Origin of the sequence: Micromonospora yangpuensis, assembly GCF_900091615.1 — a bacterium.
GTDB classification, from domain to species: Bacteria; Actinomycetota; Actinomycetes; order Mycobacteriales; family Micromonosporaceae; genus Micromonospora; species Micromonospora yangpuensis.
Map to the genome: position 1 here is coordinate 689,455 of NZ_FMIA01000002.1, position 24,882 is coordinate 714,336.

At 71.8% G+C, this 24,882-nt stretch carries 21 protein-coding genes and 1 pseudogene; 10 read left to right on the forward strand and 12 right to left on the reverse strand.

Annotated elements, in window-relative coordinates; genetic code table 11:
- Positions 1 to 132: 132 nt before the first annotated feature.
- The 9 genes and pseudogenes from GA0070617_RS03410 to GA0070617_RS03445 form a co-directional block, all read right to left on the reverse strand.
- The gene (locus GA0070617_RS03410) at positions 133 to 366 is read right to left on the reverse strand and encodes a hypothetical protein (RefSeq protein ID WP_091433846.1); all 234 of its coding nucleotides are present in this window, start codon (positions 364 to 366) and stop codon (positions 133 to 135) included.
- Positions 366 to 1,553 carry a helix-turn-helix domain-containing protein gene (locus GA0070617_RS03415; protein ID WP_229688403.1) on the reverse strand — a complete coding sequence of 396 codons (1,188 nt, stop codon included), beginning with the start codon at positions 1,551 to 1,553 and terminating at the stop codon, positions 366 to 368. The genes GA0070617_RS03410 and GA0070617_RS03415 overlap by 1 nt, the downstream gene beginning before the upstream one ends.
- Positions 1,546 to 1,710, reverse strand: a complete 165-nt coding sequence (locus tag GA0070617_RS30345) for a hypothetical protein (RefSeq protein ID WP_175440379.1) — start codon at positions 1,708 to 1,710, stop codon at positions 1,546 to 1,548. The genes GA0070617_RS03415 and GA0070617_RS30345 overlap by 8 nt, the downstream gene beginning before the upstream one ends.
- Positions 1,711 to 1,903: 193 nt before the next feature.
- Positions 1,904 to 3,142 (reverse strand): helix-turn-helix domain-containing protein, encoded by a 1,239-nt coding sequence (locus GA0070617_RS03420; RefSeq protein WP_091433848.1) that lies wholly within the window; start codon positions 3,140 to 3,142, stop codon positions 1,904 to 1,906.
- 127 nt (positions 3,143 to 3,269) lie between these two features.
- Complete coding sequence (locus GA0070617_RS03425) at positions 3,270 to 4,499, reverse strand: helix-turn-helix domain-containing protein (protein ID WP_175440422.1); 1,230 nt, start codon at positions 4,497 to 4,499, stop codon at positions 3,270 to 3,272.
- Positions 4,500 to 4,595: 96 nt separating this feature from the next.
- A pseudogene (locus GA0070617_RS03430) lies at positions 4,596 to 5,765 on the reverse strand (helix-turn-helix domain-containing protein); the annotation flags it as partial.
- Between the two features lie 230 nt (positions 5,766 to 5,995).
- Positions 5,996 to 6,289, reverse strand: coding sequence for a hypothetical protein (locus GA0070617_RS03435; RefSeq protein ID WP_091433854.1), 294 nt, complete (start codon positions 6,287 to 6,289; stop codon positions 5,996 to 5,998).
- Positions 6,282 to 6,833 (reverse strand): Panacea domain-containing protein, encoded by a 552-nt coding sequence (locus tag GA0070617_RS03440; RefSeq protein WP_091433856.1) that lies wholly within the window; start codon positions 6,831 to 6,833, stop codon positions 6,282 to 6,284. The genes GA0070617_RS03435 and GA0070617_RS03440 overlap by 8 nt, the downstream gene beginning before the upstream one ends.
- Positions 6,834 to 6,918: 85 nt before the next feature.
- Complete coding sequence (locus GA0070617_RS03445; protein ID WP_229688413.1) at positions 6,919 to 9,603, reverse strand: GNAT family N-acetyltransferase; 2,685 nt, start codon at positions 9,601 to 9,603, stop codon at positions 6,919 to 6,921.
- On the opposite strand from GA0070617_RS03445, the gene GA0070617_RS31245 reads away from it, so the two are divergent.
- The 5 genes from GA0070617_RS31245 to GA0070617_RS03465 all read left to right on the forward strand — a co-directional run bounded on the left by GA0070617_RS31245 (position 9,538) and on the right by GA0070617_RS03465 (position 15,258).
- Positions 9,538 to 9,714, forward strand: coding sequence for a hypothetical protein (locus tag GA0070617_RS31245; RefSeq protein WP_229688402.1), 177 nt, complete (start codon positions 9,538 to 9,540; stop codon positions 9,712 to 9,714). The genes GA0070617_RS03445 and GA0070617_RS31245 overlap by 66 nt on opposite strands.
- Before the next feature lie 174 nt (positions 9,715 to 9,888).
- Positions 9,889 to 11,538, forward strand: coding sequence for a pyridoxal phosphate-dependent decarboxylase family protein (locus GA0070617_RS03450; protein ID WP_091433860.1), 1,650 nt, complete (start codon positions 9,889 to 9,891; stop codon positions 11,536 to 11,538).
- Positions 11,539 to 11,564: 26 nt separating this feature from the next.
- Complete coding sequence (locus GA0070617_RS03455) at positions 11,565 to 12,857, forward strand: lysine N(6)-hydroxylase/L-ornithine N(5)-oxygenase family protein (RefSeq protein ID WP_091433862.1); 1,293 nt, start codon at positions 11,565 to 11,567, stop codon at positions 12,855 to 12,857.
- The gene (locus tag GA0070617_RS03460; RefSeq protein ID WP_091433864.1) at positions 12,854 to 13,429 is read left to right on the forward strand and encodes a GNAT family N-acetyltransferase; all 576 of its coding nucleotides are present in this window, start codon (positions 12,854 to 12,856) and stop codon (positions 13,427 to 13,429) included. Before GA0070617_RS03455 ends, GA0070617_RS03460 begins: the two co-directional genes overlap by 4 nt.
- Positions 13,426 to 15,258 (forward strand): IucA/IucC family protein, encoded by a 1,833-nt coding sequence (locus GA0070617_RS03465; protein ID WP_091433866.1) that lies wholly within the window; start codon positions 13,426 to 13,428, stop codon positions 15,256 to 15,258. The genes GA0070617_RS03460 and GA0070617_RS03465 overlap by 4 nt, the downstream gene beginning before the upstream one ends.
- A 25-nt stretch (positions 15,259 to 15,283) precedes the next feature.
- On the opposite strand, the gene GA0070617_RS03470 is transcribed toward GA0070617_RS03465, so the two are convergent.
- Together GA0070617_RS03470 and GA0070617_RS03475 are read right to left on the reverse strand one after the other, a co-directional pair.
- A complete protein-coding gene (locus tag GA0070617_RS03470; RefSeq protein WP_091433867.1) occupies positions 15,284 to 15,730 on the reverse strand; it encodes an ATP-binding protein in 447 nt (148 codons plus the stop codon).
- A 70-nt stretch (positions 15,731 to 15,800) separates the two neighbouring features.
- Positions 15,801 to 16,700 carry an SDR family oxidoreductase gene (locus GA0070617_RS03475; RefSeq protein ID WP_091433868.1) on the reverse strand — a complete coding sequence of 300 codons (900 nt, stop codon included), beginning with the start codon at positions 16,698 to 16,700 and terminating at the stop codon, positions 15,801 to 15,803.
- Positions 16,701 to 16,957: 257 nt separating this feature from the next.
- Here GA0070617_RS03475 and GA0070617_RS03480 point away from each other — a divergent pair, with 257 nt between their 5' ends.
- Positions 16,958 to 18,484 carry a glycosyltransferase family 2 protein gene (locus GA0070617_RS03480; RefSeq protein ID WP_091433869.1) on the forward strand — a complete coding sequence of 509 codons (1,527 nt, stop codon included), beginning with the start codon at positions 16,958 to 16,960 and terminating at the stop codon, positions 18,482 to 18,484.
- Between the two features lie 117 nt (positions 18,485 to 18,601).
- On the opposite strand, the gene GA0070617_RS03485 is transcribed toward GA0070617_RS03480, so the two are convergent.
- A complete protein-coding gene (locus tag GA0070617_RS03485) occupies positions 18,602 to 20,089 on the reverse strand; it encodes a serine hydrolase domain-containing protein (RefSeq protein ID WP_091433870.1) in 1,488 nt (495 codons plus the stop codon).
- 236 nt (positions 20,090 to 20,325) lie between these two features.
- On the opposite strand from GA0070617_RS03485, the gene GA0070617_RS03490 reads away from it, so the two are divergent.
- From GA0070617_RS03490 to GA0070617_RS03505, 4 genes are all read left to right on the forward strand, one after another.
- Positions 20,326 to 21,456 (forward strand): magnesium and cobalt transport protein CorA, encoded by a 1,131-nt coding sequence (locus tag GA0070617_RS03490; protein ID WP_091433871.1) that lies wholly within the window; start codon positions 20,326 to 20,328, stop codon positions 21,454 to 21,456.
- Positions 21,457 to 21,727: 271 nt separating this feature from the next.
- Complete coding sequence (locus GA0070617_RS03495) at positions 21,728 to 22,867, forward strand: magnesium and cobalt transport protein CorA (protein ID WP_091433872.1); 1,140 nt, start codon at positions 21,728 to 21,730, stop codon at positions 22,865 to 22,867.
- Between the two features lie 620 nt (positions 22,868 to 23,487).
- Positions 23,488 to 23,817, forward strand: a complete 330-nt coding sequence (locus GA0070617_RS03500) for a TraR/DksA family transcriptional regulator (RefSeq protein ID WP_091433873.1) — start codon at positions 23,488 to 23,490, stop codon at positions 23,815 to 23,817.
- 135 nt (positions 23,818 to 23,952) lie between these two features.
- Positions 23,953 to 24,876 carry a VOC family protein gene (locus GA0070617_RS03505; RefSeq protein ID WP_091433874.1) on the forward strand — a complete coding sequence of 308 codons (924 nt, stop codon included), beginning with the start codon at positions 23,953 to 23,955 and terminating at the stop codon, positions 24,874 to 24,876.
- The last annotated feature ends 6 nt before the right edge of the window (positions 24,877 to 24,882 follow it).

A 24,882-nucleotide genomic window follows, 5' to 3' on the forward strand; every position in this document is an offset into this window, starting at 1 on the left:
CGGCGGGGGTAGGCGGGGCAGGTGGTTCGTGCTCCGGTCAGATCTCCCCGGGTGGTCCAGGCTCGGGACCGTCGGGATCGTCGGGGTCGTCGGGATCGTCGGGGTCGTTGGAGATCCGGGGGGCGTCGGAGGTCAGCCGGGCTGCGGTGGATCGACGGAGTCGTCCGGTGGGGGCGTGGTGGCCCAGAGCCGTACCCGGGTGGCGGTGTGCAGGACGTCGCGGGCGGCGTCGGCTACCGGGCACCCTGTCGTGCGGCAGGTGGGGCAGCAGCCGTCGGGGCCGGGCCGGTGTTGGCGGAGGACCTGGCGGGCGGTGAGGATCAGTCGGTTGTGGATCTGGGCCAGGCTCAGGAACGGGCCGGTCATCAGCCGACTCCGAGGGTGATGGCGAGGTGGGTGATGGTGGTCGGGGTGCGTGGGTCGCGGGCGAGGTGGGCGAGGAGGTCGCGGCCGGCGGGTCGGTGGCGTACCTCGGCGGGTGCGGTCCGGTCGGCTTCGGCCAGGAGCCGCCCGGCCGAGAAGGCGTCGTCGGTGTGCAGGTGGGCGCGGGCGGCGTCGATCAGATGGGCGGCGCGGTGTTCGGTGGGCAGCCAGCGCCAGCCGTCGCGGCGGATACCACTGTGGTGCCAGGCGATGGCCTGTCCGGCGTCGCCGAGGTCGACCGCCGCCGCGGTGCGGGCCAGCGCGACAGCGGTCGGCCCGAACCCGGTCCAGTGGTGATCAAGGCCGTCGCCGACCTCGGCGGCCAGCCCGGCGGCCTCGTCGAGCAGTTCCGCCACCGCACTGTCGTCACCGTCCTGAGCGGCGGCCAGCGCCGCCTGCACCAGCAGCGTTCCACACAACGACAGGTCCGCACCCCGCCCGGGTACGCCCGCGGTGACCCGGTACGCGGCGGCGAGCATCGCCGACTTCGCCACCCGTACCCGACCGGCGGCGCGTAGCACCTGCCCGAGCTGCACGGCGGCTGCCGCCACCAGGCTCCGGTCCCCGGTGGCGGCGATCATCGCCCGGTCGGCGGCCAGCCATGCCGACTCGGGATCGCCGAGCTTGACCAGCAGGGCTGCGGTGAGCCGGTAGGTGTGCACCAGTGGCACCCAGCCGGCGGCGGGATCGGCGGCGTGGGTGCGCTGGGCATCACCGAGCAGATCGGGCAGCAGACCGACCAGAAGCGGGTACCGGGCGTACTGGAAGGTCGTCCACGCGTGCCCGACCTGCCGGGCCAACCGGCCGGCGGACAGCACCGGGCGGCTACCCGGCGGCCGACCGAGCGGAACCTCGTAGCGCGACAGGGCAACCCGGATACGTTCCACCTCATCGACCCGGGTGCTCACCTCGACGGGCCGGGCGTCCCGACCGAGCAGCACCGCCGGGTCGATCCGCAGCACCGTGGCGATCTCCTGAAGGGTGGAGACCTTGTCCAGGGCCCGGACCCCGCGCTCCACCTTGTCCACCCAGCTCTTCGACTTGCCGAGCCGGTCGGCGAAGACCTGCTGCGACAACCGACGCCGACCCCGCCAGTACGCCACCCGCCGACCCACCGGCAACTCACCCACGACCACGCCGCCCGGCCCGAACTGCGACCACCCGGGTCGTCTCCTCGACCGGAATCCGCTCCGCCTCGGCCAGCGCGAGTATCCGCTGGCGGGCCGCCTCGTGCTCGGCCGCCTGGATCTGCTCACCCAGGCTCCTGGCCGGCTTGTCGTCACCCACTGCCACCCCCACGGGAAGGGGCGCGCCAAGGTGCTCTTGGAAGGATCGCCGCCGGCGCGCCCGGCTTCGGTTACCTGCTGAGAAACAGCAGGTAACCGCTCCGCCACAGGTTGCAATCACAGAGAGTTGGCGGACAGGTGCGGAAAGTGCGATTCGAAGATCCGGATTCAGCGACTCGGACGTGGCGTACCAGTCAGCGTGCGCAGCCCATCAGCTCAGTCAGGTCCGCCAGCTCGTCCGTCATCGCTCGACGGCGACCCAGCGCGATGGCGTTCACGATGTCCCGCGCGTACCGCTGCTGGCGCAGCCAGGTAGGTGCCGTGCCGCTCAGCTGTGTCAACACCGCAGTTGCCTTGCCATACCGCCGCAGTTCCGCGTACGCCCACGCCAGATCCAGACGATGCCGTCGCCACGCAGACTTGCTGATGGTGGGTACGGGCGGGATCAGTGCCGACAGCTCCAGCACCCGCCCTGCGTCACCGGCCACGGCCGCCGCCTCCGCCCGCTGCATCTGCACCTTGGCGGTGTCGAACCCGCCCACCAGCATGAGGTGGTCGGCCGCCGGCACCCGTTCACCGATCCGGACCGCAGCGGCAGCGGCGACGCCCACCAGATCGGCCACCTCGTCTGGCCGGTTGTCCCTGGCCTGGGCTGCGGCGGCGCTCAACAACAGCCACCCCCACGCGGCAAGATCGGCCGGCGTCGCCCGAGACAACCGTGGCTCGACCTCGTCGGCGGTGACCACCGCCAGCTCCGCTGCCTCACCGATGCGGCCTTGGCGCATCAACAACCAACACATCGTCCGGATGACGGTCGCCGCCACGACCTGATCCCCGGACCGCTGCGCCCCGTCGAGCGCTCCAGAAAGCGCGATCTGTGCCAGGTCGTCCGCCCGCAACTGGATCAGCAGTCCACCGGCCAGGTGGTGGGCGCGGGCGAGCAGGTCGTACGCCTCGCACTGTCGCTCGTCATCGGCAAGACCGACGGCCGCACGCGCGTTCACTAGCAACGATGGCACGACTCGCAACGCGGCGGCGTAGTCACCAGCGCTGTAGACCCGGTCGGCAGCGTGGAGGTTGCCGCGCAATACGTCGAGGCTGGGCGGCTCGGCCGTCGGCACGACGAGCGGAGCACCGCTGATCCCTCGCACCGGGGCCACGACCCGGCGGATCTCCGCCAACGACAGCTGCCGGTGGCCGGGTTCCCCACGTGCGGCGGCCTGCGATGCGTCACCGAGCAACGCGGACGTCGACACACCCAGAGCACGGGCAAGTGAGTGCAGCGTTTCGAGCCGAGCCGCGCCACGGCTGCCCTGCTCCAGTTTCCGGATCACCTCGACGCTGATCCCGGACCGCTCGGCAAGCTGCTCCTGCGTCAGCTTGCCCTCACGACGGATCGCCCCGAGGCGATCACCGACAGTGGGCTGGGTCATGCCATCTCCCGCAGACGCGATGAGCAACCACCGCCCGACCCGACGGGCTGCTACTTCGGACGGTACACCTGAAGCCGGGCGCAGAGAGTACCCGAACGCATGCCCTCGGTTGAGGCTTCCCTACTCGCTAGGAAGTCCGCGCCTCTGTTCTTGACGCCTCGACCAGGAGCCGGCCGATGTCCGCCACCCGCTGGACCGCCCGGTGAGACTGCGCCCGACGAGCCAGCTCCAACGCCCGCCCGGCCGTCTCGGCCGCCTGCTCGACCTCCCCGGCCTGAAGCAGGCTCTCGGCCAGCCAGGTGAGATACAGCGACGTCTCGCGAGGTGTGTCCGGGCCGTAGTGAGCGGTCACCCGGGCCAGGATCGGCACCGCCCACAGCGGCCGACGCAACTCCGTCCACACCCGGCCCGACATGATCTCCACCTCGTCGGGAGTCAGCCAGTACGCCCATGGCGGCACAACCTCCGGGTCACGGCCCGCGTACGCCTCCTCCACCATGCCCAACGCACGCTCGGCCAAGTCCCCCTCACCGACACGGGCGTGCGCCCACGCAACCCGTTCCAGCAGCAACGCGCGGCCGGTGGCCTCAGCCGCCTGCCGGCCACCGGCGTACGCGGAACGAGCCAGGGTGACCGCCTCGCGCCGATCCCCGACGTTCGCTTCGAGATAGCTCAGGGCGCTGAGACAGTTGGCCGCGCTGGCCGGGTCCCCCGCCGCATGCGCGGCCCGCATGCCAGCCAGGTAGAAACGGCGGGCGTCGACCAGCCGGCCGGTATCCGCAGCGACGAACCCGGCAAGCTGCCCCAGGTCCGCGACCGCTCCGAGCAGCCGACGCCCGACGGCCTCGACGTGGTTGCCCTCCCGCAACAGCACGGCGGTGGCGTCCAACTCGGCGACGACCATCGCGTACGTCTCGGCACCGCCGACGTGATCGTCCAAGCGGCGCAACTGCCGGACCCGACGCTCGACCCGGTCCACCGTCTCGGCACCCACTCGCCGGCCGGCGTTCAGTTCGTAGCGCTGCGGCGGGTCGGCGATCAACCACTGGTGCGCCAACTCGACAGCGTTCTCCGGGGTCGGTAGAGCGGTGACCAGCAAATCGGCAAGCTCTTCGGCGTCCTGCTGCCGCCACCGCGTGCCACAGCCGATCGTCCACCGTCCGCCCTCGCCCAGAACCGCCAGCGCGGCAAGCTCCCCGTTGCCGTCCAGCGCGGTGTCCAGCGCCTGGGCGGCCTCCGGCGTGGGCAGTTTCCGGCCGTGTGCCAGATCGTGGAGGTAGCTCTTGCCGTAGTAGGTGCGGGCCGCGAGCGCGCGGTAGGTGACGCCCTGTTCGTTGAGCAGCTCACGCAGACGCACCGCGAAACGCGAAGACGCCGACATGTCGAAAGCTCCCGGGTACGGGGTCGGGACGGCGGCGGCAACCAGCCACCACCTCGACGGTAGCCCGGTCACCTACCGGAGACTGACCCCACACACCGTCTTGCGGACAAGAGCGGACAGCCGGCCGGATCGGTTCCGCGCAGCGATGGCCCGGACCCACTCCACCGACTGCGCCGCGCCGTCGCGCTCACCGATCGCCAACTGCGCGGCGGCAAGCTGACACACGTACGTGCCGGTCCAGTCAGCCGACGCCGAATCGGCGTCCAGCCCGGCAAGCCCTGCGGTCAGCAACTCCACCGCCCGCTGATGCTCACCTAACACCGCCCGGGTGGTCCCGGATTCCAGATCGAAGAACGCCCGGTCCCGGTAGTAGTCCCACGGCGGCATTTCCCCCTGGTACTCCAGCGCGGCAATCGCCCGATCATCGGCCGCCACCGCCGTACTGACCGCCGCCTGCCGGTCACCAACCAGGACGTACGCCCGAGCCAACTGGTAGTGGTCGTACGCGATCTGCCCCGGCGACATACCCGACCTGCCCAACGCCGCCCGGGTGACCCCAAGCAACGCACCCACGTCGCCGGACTGCCCGGCCAGATCCGCCCGGAACGACAGCACCGTGCCCAGCAGCGCGTCATGACCGCTCTCCACGGCCCACTCCAACGCCTGATTCAGCCAGTGCCGCGACCACACGTGATCACCAGTGGCGATGCCCAACCACCCTGCGAACTGCGCCCACTGCGCCGCCTGGCCGATCAACTGGATGCGCATCTCATCGTGTGCCTCGCTGACCATCCGGCTGACCAGATCCAGGTTGGCCTGCACCGCTGGCATGACCGCCGCCGCACCGAGAACGTCATCGAGCCGACGGTGACTGGCCAACAGCGCCGCCAGCGCGTCGACCGTCGCCGGATCGGTCCGGGTCGGATGGCCGGCAGCGAAGGCGATCCGGTAGGCACCATCGTCCGGCAACCTCAACGGCCGAGCCAACACGGCCAACCGACCATCCGCACCGAGGGCATCATCCAGCCGTTGCGCCACGTCCGCACTCGGCTGCCGCCGTCCGGCTTCCAGATCATGAAGTTGACTCTTGCTCTGGTACACCACAGGCGCCAACGCGCGCAGCGAGAGCCGTGCACCGGAACGCAACCGACGCATCTCGGCACCGAAACGAGGATCGGCGATGGGCGACACGACACCCTCCATTGGACCGCTCGAACGGTGGCCCATCGAATTATTCCAGCGGGCCCACCACTTCGGACGCTACACCCAGAGCATCCGCAACGTCACGCCGCGCATTTCGCCGAGCCGAGCCCATGCGCTGTCGTAAATCCACCGCTCGTCGAAGATCACGAATGGCGGCATCGCTTGCCCCTCGCCATGCGCGGGGCCATCTTGCCCGCTCCCGTGAGACAGGAGTGTCTGCGATCTTCCTTGCGGCCGAAACCATCGGAAGTCGATCTTGAGGCGGTTGTTCAGGTGGGCCAGGAGAGCGGCATGATCGACTTGCAGGTCACTGTGCGATTCGCTTCCTCGATGACATACGAGCACACCACCACCTCGCCGTCGGAAATCGAGAGCGGTACGTGGCCCCACCACAGGTTCGAGAAGCCGGGCTCCCTTCGGACTCCCTGGTAAGGGTCTTCGAAGCGGGACAGCACCCATGCCGTCACCAGGTTGATCAAATCCTGATCGGGTTGCTGGGTGCTGATCCACAGATCAAGGTGCTGCTCGAAACCACGGAGGTGCCATAGTGATGGATCAGACACTGCTGGTGAACCTCGCCCGGAGTGAATCGAGGTTGTCCGGGTTGGCGGGCCGCTCATCGGTCACCGATTCAGCGAGCCACTCGTGCAGGCGCTCGCTGTCGAACACCGGTTCCTCCGCGTCGGAAGTCGGAGCACCGGTGGTGGCGAAATAGTCCCGGATCCACTCGTTACGGATGGTGGCGCTGGCCTGAGGACTCCGGTTGCTGTCGGCGAGTTGCCAGGGGCGCTCGCCGTGGCTGAGGTTCTCCAGATCGTTGCCGGTCAGCTTGCCGTACCGGGAGATCACGTACCCGATGGTGTTGAGCTCGGCCTCGCCCAGCCCTCGACGAGGTGGTGGGGGTTGCTGGTTCTTCTCGTCGCGCCACAGGGCGGCGACGACCGGGCCCATGTCCCAGGCAGCGATCGTCTCACCGAACAGCGGTCGGTCGAAGGTGGCGAGATGGTGGCCCTGGCAGTAATACAGCAGCTTGTGCAGCTTCTTGGCCCCGAGGCCGGGAAGGCGGCGGCGAAGTTCGGCGGCGATGTCATGGGCGGAGGCGGCCATGCGTCCAGTCTACGGACGGGTCTGACATCGGGGTGCCAACGAAACGAGGGAGTTTTGCGATCGACATGGCCTCTGAGCTGGCAATTCATGAGTTTTCCTCGGCTGTTGCCGGGTCGGGGCAGGCCGGGTAGCGGGTGGCGGGATCGAGGAAGAGGAGTTGGGCGCGTTTCTCCGGTAGGTCGATCTGCGGGCCGGGGACGAAACCGGCACCGACCAGCCGGGCGATGGCCCGATCGTTGCGGGCGTCCGGCTCGGCGAGGAGCCGGGTCCGGCCCGGGGTGCTGAGCACGAAGTCGAGGAAGACGCGCAGCAGCGTGCCGGTGAAGCCGGGTTGGACCCCGTCGGGCGGAGGCGGGCCGATCATCAGGTGGATGCCGAAGTCGCCGGGGCGGACGTCGTAGCACTCACCGACCGGGTCGTGCTCGGGCTGGTACGTCTGGAAGAGCGCCACCGGCACCCCGTCGAGCCGCAGCAGGTACGCGTGGTGGGTGTCGAGCGAGTCCAGGTACGCGTAGATCTCGCCTACCCGTTCCCGGTCCAGGCCGCGCATCCCCCAGAAGCGGGCCCGTTCCTGACCGACCCAGGAGTGGATCAGCTCCACGTCGGCGACCGGGTCGACCGGCCGGATGGTGACCTGCCCGAAGCCGGGCACGTCCGTGGTGGAGCCGAGCCGGCCCCAGTCGGTGACCACGGGCAGTAGGTCGCCGGCCGCCCAGTGCGGGAGCTGGTCGCGGTGGTGCGGGTCGCCGGGGACGCCGCTGGCCCCGAACGGCACCACCCACCGGCTGGCCGCCCGGTCGTGCAGGTCCCAGACGTAGCGGGCCACCGGTACCCGGAACGCCAGGTCGGTGACGCCGGGGACGCTGGAGGTGGAGAGCACGCAGTCGTGGTCGCCGGCGAGCCCGGGGAACTCCTCGGGCGGCCCGGCCGGCACCCGCCACGGCGCGGGCCGGTGCCGGTCGCCCCAGACCACCCCGGGCTCCAGGTCGGCGACGGCCTGCTCCAGTCCGGCCCGCAGCGCCGCGTCCCGGTCCAGCTCGGGCAGCGTCGCGCCGGCAAGCAACGGGTTCAGCGCGAACCCGACCCGCGAGGTCAGCGCCAGCCAGGGCCGGAACACCTCCGGGTACGGCAGCGGCCCGGCCAGCCCGGCCAGTGGCGGTTGGCCGGCGAGATGGCGTACGACGGCGTGCCGGACGGTCGCGTACGCGGCGGCGTCGGCGCTGTCGGCGGTCATCCGCCGGTCCCAGGCCAGCAGCCGGTCCCGGAGCGCGGCGGCTGCGGGGGTGAGCCCGTCGAGGCCGGCGAGGCGGGTCAGCAGCGGCTGTGCCGAGGGCAGGTACGTGTCGGTGTGGATCTCGGCCATCCGTTCGGCCGTCCAGTCGGTGCCCGCGTCGAGCAACTCGGCGATCCGGTCGGCCCGGTACGGCGGGGCGAACTCCACCCCGTACGGCGTGGCCAGCCCGCGTTGGTTGGCCATCACGGCGATGCCGTCGACCTCGGCGCGGGCCATCGGGGCGTGCCAGCCCTGCCAGGCGTACCCGGGCTCCCAGGCCGGCACCACCCGTCGGCCGTTGTCCCGGTGCCGGACGGGGACCGCCCCGGCGACCCGGTGCAGCAGGCCGCCTTCGGTGTCGGCGGCGAGGACCACGTTTACCGGTTCCGCCCAGCCGTCGAGGGCCCGGTCGACGTCGGCCACGGTCCGCGCCCGCAGCAGCGCCGGCAGCACCGCGAAGCCCAGCTCGCCCCGGACCCGGGGTGGGTAACGGAGACTGATCGCCGCCGGGCGGTCGCCGGCCCCGCCGTCGAGACCGCCGCTATCCGCCCCTTCGGAGCCGGTGGACGCGCGATCGAGGCCGCCGCCGGTCGCCCCGTCGGCGGAACCAGCGGGCGGGCCATCGGCGTTGGCCGGCAGGCCGGTGGGGCCATCGGGTAGGCCGCCGATGATGATGGGGCCGCGTTCGGTTTCGAGCACTTCGATCTGGACCGGGTCGGCGTCGGCCACCTCGATCGTCTCGACGTGGGCCGTCGCGTCCGCCCAGCCGTCGGGGCCGAGGGCCTGGACGCCGGTGGGGGTGCGGCGCAGCCGTTCGGCGTACAGGTCCTGGTAGTCGGCCATCGCGTTGGTGATCGCCCAGGCGACCGGGCCGGCGTGGCCGAAGTGGGCGATGCCGGGCACCCCGGGCACGGCGAGGCCGACCACGTCGTACTCCGGGCAGGTGAGCCGGACCTGCTGGTAGACGTTGGGGTCCTCGGCGATCCGGTGCGGGTCGCCGGCGATCAGCGGGCCGCCGGTGGCGGTCCGTTCGCCGGTGATCAGCCAGCCGTTGCTGCCGGCGGTGGCCGGCCCGTCGACGGCGAAGAGGTCGATCGCGGCGTCGCCGAGGTGGCGGGCGACCTCGGTACGCCAGAGCTTGCCGGGGAAGCCGGCGAAGAGGATGTGCGCCGACAGCCAGAGCGCCAACGGCACCCACGGTTCCCACCGCCCGGGGCGGAGCCCGGTGGCGGCGAACTCGGGGGCCCGCTGGGCACCGGCGGTGAGCCCGGCGTTGACCCCGTCGACGTACGCGCCGACCCAGGCGGCGGTCTCCGGGTCGAGGTTGGCGTGGCAGCGGCGGGCGGTGTCGGCCAGCCGGGCCCGGCGGGCGAAGGTGTCCCATTCCACAGCCGTCACACCGAGGAAGGTGGCGCTGGTGCCCTGGGCCCGGTGCCGCTCCACCTCGAGCTGCCAGGCCCGGTCCAGGGCGGTGGCCCGACCCTGGGCGTACGCCAGGGTGAGGTGGTCGGCGGCGCGCAGCTGCGGGATGCCGTGCGGGTCCCGCAGGACGTGCGGGACGCCGGGCGCGTCCGGGGGCAGGTGGTCGGCGGTGACGGACAGTGTTAGCTCCCGTGCCTCGGAGTGTCGGATGGCCTTGACAAGGCCTTAGGTTAGGTTAACCTAAGTCGCTGTCGCCGGCTGCCCCTGGTCGGAACGCGTGTCGAAGTCCCGGGCTCCGGGTCGGCAACCAGGGGTGACGCCGGCCGACGTATGTCCACTGTAGATCGTGGAGGAACTTTCATGACCGTTTCCGGGCAGCCCGTCGGGGCCACCACGGCCCGCGCGCACCTGTTCAACGACGGGTCGGTGGCGCAGTACCGGCGGATCCTGGCCAGCGGCGTCGACCGGGTGGCGACCCGGGTGGCCGGCGTCGACCGGCCGTTCACCGGGATCAGCCCGGACCGGTTGGCCGGCGAGGTCGACGCGGTGGACCTGGACACCCCGCTCGGTGAGCCCACGGCGGCGCTGGACGAGCTGGAGGAGCTGTACCTGCGCGACGCCGTCTGGTTCCACCACCCCCGCTACCTGGCCCACCTGAACTGCCCGGTGGTGATCCCGGCCCTGCTCGGCGAGGCCATCCTGAGCGCGGTCAACTCCTCGGTGGACACCTGGGACCAGAGCGCCGGGGCGACCCTGATCGAGCGTCGCCTGATCGACTGGACCGCCGGCCGGATCGGCCTCGGCCCGGCCGCCGACGGAGTCTTCACCAGCGGCGGCACCCAGTCGAACCTGCAGGCCCTGCTGATCGCCCGCGAGGAGGCCATCACCAGCGCCATCGCCCGCGCCGGCACCGGCCCGGCCCGCGCCGGTGCCGCCGGCCCGGACCGGAGCCCGGCCACCCTCGGCCCGACCGTCGGCCCGGCCACGGTCGGGACGGCGCGGGCCGAGCTGCTGCCCCGGCTGCGGATCCTCGCCTCCGCCGCCGGGCACTTCAGCGTGCAGAAGTCGGCCACCCTGCTCGGCCTCGCCCCGGACGCGGTGGTCACCGTGCCCACCGACGCCACCCGCCGGATGGACCCCGCCGCCCTCGCCCGCGAGGTCGAGCGCTGCCAACGCCAGGGCCTGGTGGTGATGGCCGTGGTCGCCACCGCCGGCACCACCGACTTCGGCTCGATCGATCCGCTGCCGGCAATCGCCGACGTCTGCGCCACCACCGGGGTACGGCTGCACGTCGACGCCGCGTACGGCTGCGGGTTGCTGGTCTCGCCGACCCGCCGGCACCTGCTCGACGGCATCGAGCGGGCCGACTCGGTGACCGTGGACTACCACAAGTCCTTCTTCCAGCCGGTCTCCTCCAGCGCCCTGCTGGTCCGCGACGGAACGACCCTGCGGCACGCGACGTACCACGCCGACTACCTGAACCCGGCCCGCGCGGTGGCCGAACGCATCCCCAACCAGGTCGACAAGAGCCTGCAGACCACCCGCCGCTTCGACGCGCTCAAGCTCTGGCTCACCCTGCGGATCATGGGGGCGGACGCGCTCGGTGAACTCTTCGACGAGGTGGTGGAGCGGGCCGCCGAGGCGTGGCGGATGCTCGACGCCGACCCCCGCTTCCAGGTGGTGACCCGCTCCCAGCTCAGCACCGTGGTCTTCCGCTGGCAGCCGACCGGGGAGACCGACGAACTGGTCGACGGCCTCGACGGCCCCGACGGGGCCGGGGCGGAGCTGGTCGACGACGCCAACCGGTACGCCCGGCAGGCGCTGGCCGCCTCCGGCGCCGGGATGGTCGCCGGCACCGTCGTCGACGGTCGGCAGTACCTCAAGTTCACCCTGCTCAACCCGGAGACCACCGGCTCGGACATCGCGTACGTGCTGGACCTGGTCGCCGCCCACGCCCGCCGGTACGTCCGCGAGCACCGGCCCGCCGCGCTCACCTGCCCCGTCGGATGACCACCCGTACTCGCCTGGAGCACCCCATGTCCCGCCACGACTTCGTCGCCATCGGCCTCGGGCCGTACAACCTGGGGCTGGCCTGCCTCACCGAACCCCTCACCGACCTGGACGGGGTGTTCCTGGAGGCCCGGCCGGACTTCGACTGGCACCCGGGGATGCTGCTGGCCGGCACCCGGCTGCAGACCCCGTTCCTGGCCGACCTGGTCACCCTGGCCGACCCGACCTCGCCGTACTCCTTCCTGGCCTACCTGAAGGAACGCGGCCGGCTCTACCCGTTCTACATCCGGGAGAGCTTCTACCCGCTGCGCAACGAGTACAACGACTACTGCCGCTGGGCCGCCGGGAAGCTCTCCACTGTCTTCTTCGGCCACCGGGTGACCGACGTGCGCTACGACGCCGCCGAGGAGTGCTACACGGTGACCGCCACCGTGGTGGCCACCGGGGAGACCACCACGTTCGCCGCCCGGCACCTGGTGCTCGGCACCGGCACCCCGCCGTACCTGCCGCCGGCCGTCCGGGACCTCGGCGGGGACCTGGTGCACAGCTCGGCGTACCTGCCGAACCGGGCGGCGCTGCGGGCCCGGCGCAGCGTCACCGTGGTCGGCAGCGGCCAGAGCGCGGCGGAGATCTACCACGACCTGCTCACCGACCAGGACGAGTACGGCTACCAGCTGAACTGGGTGACCCGCTCGCCCCGGTTCTTCCCGCTGGAGTACACCAAGCTCACCCTGGAGATGACCTCACCGGACTACGTGGACTACTTCCACGCCCTGCCCGAGCCGACCCGCTACCGGCTGGAGGCCGAGCAGAAGAACCTCTTCAAGGGGATCAACTCCGACCTGATCAACGACATCTTCGACCTGCTCTACGCCCGCAGCGTCACCGGGCCGGTGGACACCCGGCTGCTCACCAACACCGAGCTGACCCGGGCCGAGCACCACGACGGGCAGTACACGCTGCGCCTGCGGCAGACCGAACAGGACCGCGAGTTCACCCTGGACACCGAGGGGCTGGTGCTGGCCACCGGCTACCGGCACGAGGTGCCGGAGTTCCTGACCGGCATCGCCGAGCGGCTCCGCTTCGACTCGCACGGCCGCTTCGACGTGGCCCGCAACTACAGCGTCGACCACACCGGGCGGGAGGTCTTCCTGCAGAACGGCGGCACCCACACGCACAGCATCACCTCACCGGACCTGGGCATGGGGCCGTACCGCAACTCGTGGATCATCCGGGAGCTGCTCGGCCGGGAGCACTACCCGATCGAGCAGAGCATCGCCTTCCAGGAGTTCGGCGTACCCGGTCAGGCGGCGTCGTGACGGCGGAGACCTTCCGGCGGGTCGACCGCCGGCTCGGCGCGTTCGCCCTGCGCCCGCTCGACCCGGTGGCCGACGCCCCGGTGCTGCACCGCTGGGTGACCCACCCGAAGGCCGCCTTCTGGCTGATGCAGGAGGCCGACCTGGCCGCCGTGGTGGCCGAGTACCGGCGGATCGCCGCGCATCCGCACCACGAGGCGTACCTGGGGCTCTGGGACGGCCGGCCGGCGTTCCTGGCCGAGCGGTACGACCCGGCGCACGTCGAACTGGTCGGCCGCTACGACCGGCAGGAGGGTGACGTGGGGATGCACTTCCTCTGCGCGCCGGCCGAGCAACCGGTCTCCGGCTTCACCCTGGCCGTGATCACCACGGTGATGGCCTGGCTCTTCGCCGACCCGACCGTGCGGCGGGTGGTGGTCGAGCCGGACGTGCGCAACACCGCCGTGCAGGCGCTGAACGCCGCCGTCGGCTTCACCGTCGTCGGCACCGTCGCGCTGCCCGACAAGGAAGCCCTGCTCAGCACCTGCACCCGCGCCGACTTCCAGGCCCGCTACGAAGGAGAGATGCCCGCGTGAACCCCGTCGACGCCGTCGCGCACCTGACGCCGGAGCACTGGGCCACCGCCAACCGGCACCTGGTCCGCAAGGCCCTCGCCGAGTTCGCCCACGAACGCCTCATCACCCCCACCTGCAAGGAAGGGCCCCTTGTACAACAGAAAGCGATAACAGGGGGCCCTTCCTTGCAGTACGAGGTGGGGGGTGACGACGGGAGCGTGACGTACCGGTTCGCGGCCCGGCGGCTGGCGCTGGAGCACTGGCTGATCGATCCGGCGAGCATCACCCGCTGGCGGGGGGACGAGGAGCTGCCGCTGGACGCGGTGGAACTCTGCACCGAGCTGCGGGGCGCGCTCGGGCTGACCGACGAGATCCTGCCGGTCTACCTGGAGGAGATCAGCGCCACCCTGGCCAGCGCCGCGTTCCGCCTGCACCGGCCCGCACCCGACGCGGCCACGCTGTCCCGCGCGGACTTCCAGGCCGTCGAGGCCGGCATGACCGAGGGCCACCCGTGCTTCGTGGCCAACAGCGGCCGGCTCGGCTTCGGCAGCCACGACCAGCACCGGTACGCCCCGGAGGCCGCCGCCCGCGTCGAGCTGATCTGGCTGGCCGCCCAGCGCGAGCACTCCACGTTCAGCTGCGCCGCCGACCTGGACTACGACAGCCACATCCGGGCCGAGCTGGGGGAGCCGACGCTTGCCCGGTTCGCCGCGTCCATGGCGGGGCTCGGGTTGGACCTGGCCGACTACCACCTCATCCCGGTGCACCCCTGGCAGTGGTGGAACAAGCTGTCGGTGACCTTCGCCGGTGAGGTGGCCACGCGGCGGCTGGTCTGCCTCGGCGCCGGGGAGGACGAGCACCTCGCCCAGCAGTCGGTGCGTACCTTCTTCAACGCCACCTCCCCGCACCGGGACTACGTCAAGACGGCGATCTCGGTGCTGAACATGGGCTTCATGCGGGGGCTCTCGGCGGCGTACATGGCGGCCACCCCGGCGATCAACGACTGGCTGGCCGGGCTGATCGCCGGCGACGAGGTGTTCCGGGCCACCGGGCTGTCGATCCTGCGGGAGCGGGCCGCCGTCGGCTACCACCACCGGCAGTACGAGGCGGCCACCGACCGGTACTCGCCGTACCGGAAGATGCTGGCCGCGCTCTGGCGGGAGAGCCCGGTGCCGGGCCTGGAGCCGGGGCGGCGGCTGGCCACCATGGCCTCCCTGCTGCACGTCGACTCCGCCGGCGGCTCGTTGGCGGTGGCGTTGATCGAGGAGTCCGGACTGACCCCGGCGGAGTGGCTGCGCCGCTACCTGGACGCGTACCTGACCCCGCTGCTGCACGCCTTCTACGCCCACGACCTGGCGTTCATGCCGCACGGGGAGAACGTCATCCTGGTCCTTGAGGACGGCGTCGTGCAGCGGGTGATCTTCAAGGACATCGCCGAGGAGATCGTGGTCTTCGACCCGGACGCCGAACTGCCGCCGCTGGTCGGGCGGATCCAGGTACGGGTGCCGGAGTCGGAACGCCTGCTGGCGATCTTCACCGACGTCTTCGACTGTTTCCTGCGTCACCTCGACGCCGTGCTCACCGGGGCCGGGGTGCTCACCGGGGAGGAGTTCTGGCGGACCGTCGCCGAGTGCGCGCTCGCCTACCGCGACCGGGTGCCGCACCTGGCCGAGCGCTTCGACCGGTACGACCTCTTCGTCGAGGAGTTCGCGCTCTCCTGCCTCAACCGCCTCCAGTTGCGCAACAACCGGCAGATGGTGGATCTCGCCGACCCGTCGGCCGCGCTGCAGTTCGTCGGCACGCTGCGTAACCCCATCGCGGCGTACCGTCCGGCGCCGGCGCCGGCCTGACCGGGGCGCGTCGCGGGCCCGACGGTCAGCTCGTGGAGTGGTCGGCCCGGCGGGGGAAGGTGGCCCAGATGTGCTTGGTGGTCTCGGTGGCGTACCAGCCGACGTCGACGGAGAAGCTGCGGGCCAGCAGCAGTCCCCGGCCGCCCGAGCCCTCCGGCAGGGTGTCGGAGAGCTCCGGCAGCGGGGTCAGGTCGTGGTCGGCCACGTCGAGGACCAGGCAGTCGTCGGCGCGCAGCAGCCGGACGATGGTCGGCGGCAGCCCGTGCCGCAGGGCGTTGGTGGCGAGTTCCGTCGCCACCAACGCCATCTGCTCGGGCACCTCGTGCATCTGCTCGCCGTCGACCAGGGCGTTGCCGGTCAGCTCCCGGTGGATGGCCACGCGGAGGTCACGTAGTTCGGCTCCGCTGGTCAACGTCCAGCGTTGCACTTCGACCGCGTCGGGCGCGGGAGGAGACGTGCGGAGCGGCGTCATGGTCCAGACTTACCCTGGGTAGTCGGAATCCATGCCTGCTCCGCGCCGTTCCCACCGAGACGTGGGTAACTCAGCTCAGCGGCTTGCCGCCGGTGACCCCGAGCACCTCACCGGTGATGTAGCTGGACTCTCCGGCGGCGAAGAAGACGTACGCCGGCGCCAGCTCGGCCGGCTGCCCGGCCCGGCCCAGCGGGGTGTCGCCGCCGAACGACTCGACCTTCTTCTCCGGCATGGTGGCCGGGATCAACGGCGTCCAGATCGGCCCCGGTGCGACGCAGTTCACCCGGATACCCCGGTCGGCCAGGTTCTCCGCCAGCGCCTTGGTGAAGTTGACGATGCCCGCCTTGGTGGTGGCGTAGTCGAGCAGCTGGAACGAGGGCTGGTACGCCTGGATCGAGGCGGTGTTGATGATCGTCGCGCCCTCCTTCATGTGCGGCACGGCGGCCTTGCTCAGCCAGAACATCGCGTACAGGTTGGTCTTGAAGACCCGGTCGAGCTGCTCGGTGGTGATGTCCAGCAGACCGCCCTCCTGGGCCATCTGGTACGCGGCGTTGTTGACCAGGATGTCCAGCCCGCCCAGCTCGCTCACCGCCTGCTCGATGACGGCCTGGCAGTGTTCCTCGTCACGGATGTCGCCGGCCACCGCCACCGCCCTACGGCCGGCCTCCCGCACCAGCCGTACCGTCTCCCGGGCGTCCTCCTCCTCTTCGGGCAGGTACGTGAAGAGCACGTCGGCGCCCTCGCGCGCGTACGCCAGGGCGACCGCCCGGCCGATCCCCGAGTCGCCGCCGGTGATCACCGCGCGTCGATCGGTCAACTTGCCCGTGCCCTGGTACGACTCCTCGCCGTGGTCCGGCTCGTCCGGCATCCGGCTGGTCTTTCCTGGGGGCTCCTGCTGCCCGCCTGACTGCTCTTCCGGGGAACGGTACTGCTCCTGCGGATCCTGCGACTCGTACTGGTTCTGGCTCATCTCTGGTCCTCTTCCGGGGCCGGGTGCGTACCGGCTATCCCTTCCCCGTCAGGGCGCGCTCAATCCGGTCCGGTGTGGGGCAACGGGCACCGCGCGGTGGGTCTACCATCACCCAGGGCCGCGCGCGTCGTGACGCGCGCTACCCGGTAGGTCGGAGTCCCGTCCACTCCGGATCGCACCCCGTGGCGACACCCGCAACCGGTCGCCCTCGTTGAGCGTCCGACCCGGTGAAGACGATCACCGCTCAGAAAGAGAGCATGACCATCGCTACGAACGCGCCCAAGATCAGTGTCGTGGTGCCGGCCTACAACCCGGGACCGCACATCGAGAAACTGATCTCCTCGCTGCTGCGCCAGTCGTTGCCGGCGGAGGAGTTCGAGGTGATCGTCGTCGACGACGGCTCGACCGACGAGACGCCCGCCCGGCTGGACGAGCTGGCGGCCGAGCACCCGCACTTCCACGTGGTGCACATCGAGAACTCCGGTTGGCCGTCGCGCCCGCGCAACATCGGCATCGAGCGGGCCCGCGGCGAGTACGTCTTCTTCGCCGACGACGACGACTGGTTCGGCGACGAGGCCCTGGAGCGCCTGTACGCCTGCGCCACGGAGCACGACAGCGAGATCGTGGTCGGCAAGATGGTCGGTCACGGGCGGGGCGTGCCCCGGGAGCTGTTCCGGAAGAACCGGTTCGGGGTGACCCTGGCCGACGCGCCGCTTGTCGACAGCATGACCTGCCACAAGCTGTTCCGGCGGTCCTTCCTGCTGGCGCACGAGCTGCGCTTCCCGGAGGGGCGGCGACGGCTGGAGGACCACGTCTTCGTCATCCGGGCGTTCCTGCTGGCCAGCCGGGTCTGCGTGCTCTCCGACTACGCCTGCTACCACCACATCCGCCGGCAGGACGCCGGCAACGTCACCGCCGTGCGGATGGAGCCGGCGGGCTACTACACCAACCTGCGCGAGGCGCTCGACATCGTCGACAGGTACACCGAGCCCGGTGCGCTGCGCGACCGGTTGCACCGGCGGTGGCTGCGCAACGAGATGATCAGCCGGCTCTCCGGCAAGCCGATGCTGGAGGCCCCCGAGGACTGGGTGGCCGAGGTCGCCCGCGAGGTCCGCGACATCATCACCAAGAGGTTCGCGCCCGGGGTCGCCGCCGGGCTGCCGCCCCGGCAGCGCGCCGTGGCGTTCCTGGCCGAGCGGGGTCGCCTCAGCGACCTGCGGACCCTGGCCGAGTGGGAGACCGGGGTACGCGCCAGCGCCACCCTGGACCGGCGGGACCTGGCCGGTCACGTCCTGTCGGTGACCGTCTCCGGGCACCTGCTCTCCGGCGACCGGCCGGTCACCTTCGTCGAGGCCGACGGGCGGGACCTGCTCGCGTTGCCGGTGCCCGAGATCGACCCGGACCGGGTGGACTCCACCGTCGAGGTGGGGCGGGCCAAGATGGATCTGCTCGCCTGGCGCAAGGAGACCAAGGAGGAGATCTTCCTCCCGGTGGAGACCCGCACCGAACGCGTCGGTGTGCCGGACGGCCCGCCCGGGGCGTTCCAGCTCGTGCACCGCAGCACCGCGACCATCGACTTCGGCACCTTCAACAGTGGCCGGACGCAGGGCCAGTGGGTGCTGAAGGCCCGGATCCACAACTGTGGCTGGACCATGGACGTCAAGCTGCCCAAACCGGTCCGGATCCCCGCCGACGGCACCGCTCCCGTGGTGCCGGCGGCCCCGAAACCGGTAAGCCTGCGCCAACGGATCCGGAGCCGCCTACGCAGCCTGATCAGCCGCTGACGTGAAAGGAAGGGCCCCTTCTTAACGCTTTTTGTATAGCGGGGAACCCCTCTCACCGGCCGGGCGGCCAGGGCGTCACCCTGGCCGCGGTGGCGAGACGGGGCACCCGCGCCGGGGTCAGCCGGCCTGCCAGCCCGCCGGGTCGACGCCGCCGGGCACCGGTGCCGCCGGGTCGTAGGGCTGCCGGGTGAAGACGAAACTGCCGAGGTCGAGGTGGGTCACCTCGCCGGTGGCGTCGCGCTCCACCCGCAGCCGCTCGCCGGCGAAGTAGCCGCTGAGCCCCTCCCACCGGCCGTCACCGGTGGGGCGCAGCCGGGTGCCCCGTCCCTGCCGGCCGCTCAGCGGCATCAGCTCCAGGAAGCCGTCGGCCAGCGGGCGCAGCACGTACGGCGAGGGGCCCCAGTACCAGGGCCCGGCCAGCGCCAGCACCTGCGGATCGACCGAGGGCAGGGGTCGCCAGGGTGCCGGGATCCGGGGCTCCCGCTCGGCGACCGTCTCCAGCAGCTCGGCGGTGAGCGCGCCGACGGCGAAACCGGCGGTCACGTTGGCCAGGGCGACCGCGCCCAGCCCCTCGTCGACGCTCACCCAGATCGTGGCCACGAAGCCCGGCATCGAGCCGCCGTGGCCGGCCAGCAGCCGACCGTTGCGGCGCAGCAGCTGCACGCCGAGCCCGTACCCACCGTCCCAGTCGTGGGCCTCCGGCGGGCTTGCCGGGCGACGCATCTCGGCCACGGTGTCCGGGTGCAGCACCCGCTCGTCCCCGTCGAGCAGGAACGCGGCGAACCGGGCCAGGTCCGTCGCGGTGGACCAGAGCTCACCGGCGGGTGCCATCCGGCCGGTCCGCTCCGCCGGCTCGGGCAGCAGCACGTCGGCCCAGGGGTGCACCGCCCAGCCGGTGGCGTGCGGCGCGACCGGCAGCAGGGTGGTGCGGGTCATCCCGAGCGGCTCCAGCACCTCCCGCCGCAGCACCTCGCCCCACGCCTGCCCGCGCAGCTGCTCGACCAGCGCGCCGAGCAAGGCGTACCCGGGATTGGAGTAGTGGTGGCGTCGCCCGGCGGGGTGCAGCGGCCCGTCGGTGCCGAGCAGATCGGTCAGCTCGGGGCGGAGCGAGCCCGGGGTGCGTTCCCACCACGGGCCGGGCGGCTCGGCGGCCAGGCCGGCGGTGTGCGCCAGCAGGGTGGCGATGGTGGCCTGGCCGGCGGCCGTGCCGGGCAGGTGGGCGTCGAGCGGGTCGGTGAGGGCGAGCCGCCCCTCGTCGCGCAACCGCATCACCAGGGTCGCCACCATGGTCTTGGTGATCGAGCCGATCCGGTACTGGGTGTCGCCGTCCGGCTCTCGGCCGCCCCCGCCGACGCCGCCCCCGCCGACGCCGCCCCCGCCGACGCCGCCCCCGCCGACGCCGCCCCCGCCGACGCCGCCCCCAGCGGCGTCGCCCACAGCGGCGTCGCCGGCCACGCTGCCGTACCCCCGCACCCAGGCCGGGCCACCGTCGCGCACCACGGCGGCGACCACCGACGGCGCGCGGCCCTGCACCTGACCGGTGGCCAGCCGGTGCAGCAACGCACGTCGGGTCTCGGGCAGCAGCTCGGTTCGCAACGTCGACATGCCGGCAACCTACCGGCTGACCGGACGGTTCGGGCACCCGTTTCCCTCCCCGGCGTCCCCGTGGCCCGGCCGGTGGTGAACCGCCCGGGTAGCACCCCGCGCGGGTCGTGATTCCGGAAGAATGTGGTGGTCCCGGGGAGTCGGGCGGTGCGGGTGTCCCGACGGCTGGCCGCCGTCGGCGAGACCGGCGCGGGGGCCAAGGGCGAGGGGCGGCGTACCGGAGAGGGGGCGCCCTGATGACGGATCTGCCGACGGGTGGCTTCGGGCGTCGGCTGGACGAGCACGGTGCCCAGGGTGATTCGCCGGCCGGGCCCGGTGCCCCGGGGGAGCCGCCGGCCGGGCCCGGTGACGGGCTGGTCGACAGCGCCGTCTACGCCGCCGGCCGCCGGCTCGCGTCGCCGGGCAGCCTCGCCGAGACGTACCGGTGCATGCAGGAGCGGGCCGGGTCGATGGCCTGGATCGGCCTCTACCGGCCGGGGGCCGCGCAGATCGCGTCGCTGGCCCGGGAGTTCAAGCTGCACGAGCTGGCCGTCGAGGACGCCATCTTCGCCCACCAGAGACCCAAGCTCGAACGGTACGGCGAGACGCTCTTCGTGGTGCTGCGGGCGGCCCGCTACGACGACGTGCACGAGGTGGTCGAGTTCAGCGAGCTGCACCTCTTCCTGGGGCCCCGGTTCGTGATCACGGTCCGGCACGGCGAGGTGCCCGACCTGGTGGCGGTCCGACGGCGACTGGAGGCCGACGCGCAGGTGCTGGCCCGGGGCCCGGAGGCGGTGCTGTACGCGGTGCTGGACCAGGTGGTCGACGGGTACGCCCCGGTGGTGGCGGGGCTGGAGAACGACATCGACGAGATTGAGACCGAGGTGTTCGGCGGCGACCCCAACGCCAGCCGGCGCATCTACCAGCTCAGTCGGGAGGTGATCGAGTTCCAACGGGCGGCCCGACCGCTGCTCGGCATGATCGGCGTGCTCGCCGCCGGCAGCGGGGCGTACGGCGCCGACGAGGAGTTGCAGCGGCGGTTGCGGGACGTCTCGGACCACCTGACCCACGTGGTGGAGCGGGTGGACGGGTTCCGGCACCTGCTGCAGAACATCCTGACGGTGAACGCGACCCTGGTCTCGCAGCAGCAGAACGAGGAGATGCGCAGCCTGACCGCGGCCAGCTACGAGCAGAACGAGGAGATCAAGAAGGTCTCGGCATGGGCGGCGATCCTCTTCGCGCCGACCCTGATCGGCACGGTCTACGGGATGAACTTCGAGCACATGCCCGAGCTGGGCTGGCGCTTCGGGTACCTCTTCGCGGTGGTACTGATGGGACTGGTCTGCGGCACCCTGTACCGGATCTTCAGACGCCGGGGCTGGTTGTGACGCCGAGTAACAACCGCGTGAACAGACGTGAATTCGACTACGGCGAGTACGCGGCGACGGCCCGACGCCGGGTAGGATTCCGCCCGGCGCACCCGGATCCGGCCGGGCTGCGCGCACCGGGAGCGACGGGCGAGGGAGGTGGTCACCGCCATGGGTAGCGAACCTCCGAGTACCAACTCGACGACCATCGCCGCCCCCGCGGTCACCACCGGCTGAGCTGTCGCCGGCCCGAGGGGCGTGCCTTCCGCCCACCGGAGCCGAGGAGCCCCTCATGCCCGCGAAGCTGCGCGCTTTCGCCCTGACCAACGCCATCGGACGCTGGACCAACGGCTCGGCTGCGGTCCGGCCGCGTCCCCGCCCGCCGGCACCCAACGGGATCCCGGCGTCGACCAGCCGGCTGGTCGACAGCGCCGTCTACACCGGCGGCCGGCGCTACGCCTCCCCGGCCAGCCTCGCCGAGACGTACCGGTGCCTGCACGAGCAGGACGCGGCGATGGCCTGGATCGGGCTGTACCGGGCCGACGCGGGCCAGATCGCCTCGCTGGCCCGGGAGTTCAAGCTGCACGACCTGGCCGTGGAGGACGCGATCACCGCGCACCAGCGGCCCAAGCTGGAGCGGTACGGCGAGACGCTCTTCGTGGTGCTGCGGGCGGCCCGCTACGTCGACTCCCGGGAGCACGTCGAGTTCAGCGAGCTGCACCTCTTCCTCGGCCCCGGATTCGTGATCACCGTCCGGCACGGTGAGGCCCCCGACCTGGCCGCCGTGCGGCGCCGGATGGAGTCCGACCCGGCGATGCTGGCGATGGGCCCGGAGGCGGTGCTCTACGCGGTGCTGGACCAGGTGGTCGACGGGTACGCCCCGGTGGTGGCGGGGCTGGAGAACGACATCGACGAGATCGAGACCGAGGTGTTCGGCGGCGACCCGAAGGTGAGCCGGCGCATCTACGAGCTGAGCCGTGAGGTGATCGAGTTCCAGCGGGCGGCCCGTCCGCTGCTCGGGGTGCTGGAGAACCTGACCGCCGGCTTCGCCAAGTACGGCACCGACGAGGAGCTGCAGCGCCGGCTGCGGGACGTCTCGGACCACCTGACCCACGTGGTGGAGCGGGTGGACGGGTTCCGGCACCTGCTGCAGAACATCCTGACGGTGAACGCGACCCTGGTCTCGCAGCAGCAGAACGAGGAGATGCGCAGCCTCACCGCGGCCAGCTACGAGCAGAGCGAGGAGATCAAGAAGATCTCCTCCTGGGCGGCGATCCTCTTCGCGCCGACGTTGATCGGCACGGTCTACGGGATGAACTTCGACGCCATGCCGGAGCTGCACTGGCGGTTCGGGTACCTCTTCGCGGTCATGATGATGGGCCTGGTCTGCGGCACCCTCTACCTGATCTTCAAACGCCGCAACTGGCTGTAAGGAAGGGCCCCCTGTTAACGCTTTTGGTAGAGCGGGGCACCCCTCTCACCGACCCCGCTCGGCTGGGGCTCGCGTTGGGCGGATGCCCACCGCGGTTGCCCGCTCGGCGGGGCCCGCGCTGGGTGGTGGAGCCGGACCTGCGGCCAGTGGCGGCACCGTGACCCGGCGGCGCCCTGTTGCGTGCCGCCGGTGCACCCTCGCCGACGGGGCGTGTCGGGTCCTGAGCTTGATCCACCCTGCGTCGCGGATGGTGTGGTATCGATCCCGGCCGGCGGCCCCGGTATCCCGGATGGTGAGTGGATCAAGCTCGGGAACAGTCGTCGGCTGGCCTCGGGAAACGCCGTTGGCTTTCTTGTTCTGGCGGCCTATGGTGGTCCGATGTCGCTCCTGCGCCCTGGCTGCACCGCCGTCACCACCGTGACGGCGGGCCAGCGCGTGCGCGCCTCGGCGGGCAGTGTGCGGGGCCTGGTGCCTGCCGGGGTCAACGCGGGCGGATTGCCGAGCCCGGCTCGGTGTGGCCGCGGGCCGCCGGCAGGTCGTTCCTCCTATCGACGACCGCCAGGGCGAAGCTTCCGAGCTTCGGCCTTTTTCTTTTTCCGGACAACCCGAAAGGACCAACCATGAATATCGATGATCCTGCCGTCGACCAGCGCCGGCTGGCTGACCTGCGAGCGTCACTGACCGCCGGGTACGCGGCCCAGAGCGCCCGCCTCAGGGAACTGACCGAGCTCACCGCGGACACCGGCGACCCGGGCGCGGCGTACGGCCACTCGGCGTTGGTGGCCGCGACCCGGACCAGTATCGAGCAGATCAACGGCGCGTTGCGCCGGATCGCGGACGGCAGTTACGGCGTCTGCGAGAAGTGCGCGGTCCGGATCCCGGTGGCCCGGCTGGAGGCGCTCCCACATGCCCGCTTCTGCGTGCCCTGCCAGTCGAAGCAGCACGGCTGACCGGCCCGGCCGTCGCCGTGCGAGGCCCGGGTCGGGCGGTGCGGCGGCGGCCGGGTGCCGAAACACCCGCCACCCCTCGGCCCGGGTGCCGAAACCTCGCGGCGGATTGTCGGTGGTCGGCTCTAGAGTGCGGGGATGGCCGAGATCGATGTCAACCAGCTCCGGGTCGTGCTGACCGTCGACGACTTCGACGCCGCGGTGGCGTACTACCGGGACACGTTGGGCCTGCCGGAATCCGCCGCGTTCGCCGGCCCCGACGGAGCCCGGGTGGTCATCCTCGACGCCGGGCGGGCCACGCTGGAGCTGGCCAACGCCGCCCAGGCGCGGTTCATCGCCGAGGTGGAGACCGGGGGTACGCCCACCGGGGCGGTCCGGTTGGCCTTCGAGGTGACCGATGTCGGGGCGGCCACCGACGCGTTGACCGGGGTGGGGGCGCGGTTGGTGGCCGCACCGGTGCGGACCCCGTGGGGTTCGCGCAACGCCCGCCTGGACGGGCCTGCGGGCGTACCGGTGACGCTCTTCGAGGAGCTGGCGGCCGGCGACGGGCCGGCGGCATTGGTGGGGCAGCGGGTCGCGGAGCTGGGTGGGGAGGCTGGGGTGCTGGCCCGGACGGTCGACCTGGCGCAGCGGCACGGGGCGGCCGGGCAGTTGCCGTTCGTGGCCGTGGTGGCGCGGGCCGGCACGGTGGTGGGTGCCGGGGTGAACACCACGTTGACCGATCATGATCCGTCGGCGCACGGCGAGGTCACCGCGATCCGGGACGCCACCCGACGGACCGGGTCGGCGGATCTCGGCGGCGCGGTGGTGTACTCCAGCTGCGAGCCGTGTGCGATCTGCCGGACGGTGGCGGCCGCCGCCGGGGTGCGGGAGATCGTCTTCGCCGCCGGCCGGCACGACGTGCCGGCCGCCATCGACGCGACGCCGGAGGCCACCGGCGGGTTGATGGACGCGGTGACCGCGCGACTGCCCGGGATCGCCCGGCGCGGCGAGGCCGGCCTGTCGTCGGCCGAGCTGGTGGCACCCTTCGAGGCCTACCTCGCCGCCCGTGCTGCCGGGTGACAGGCC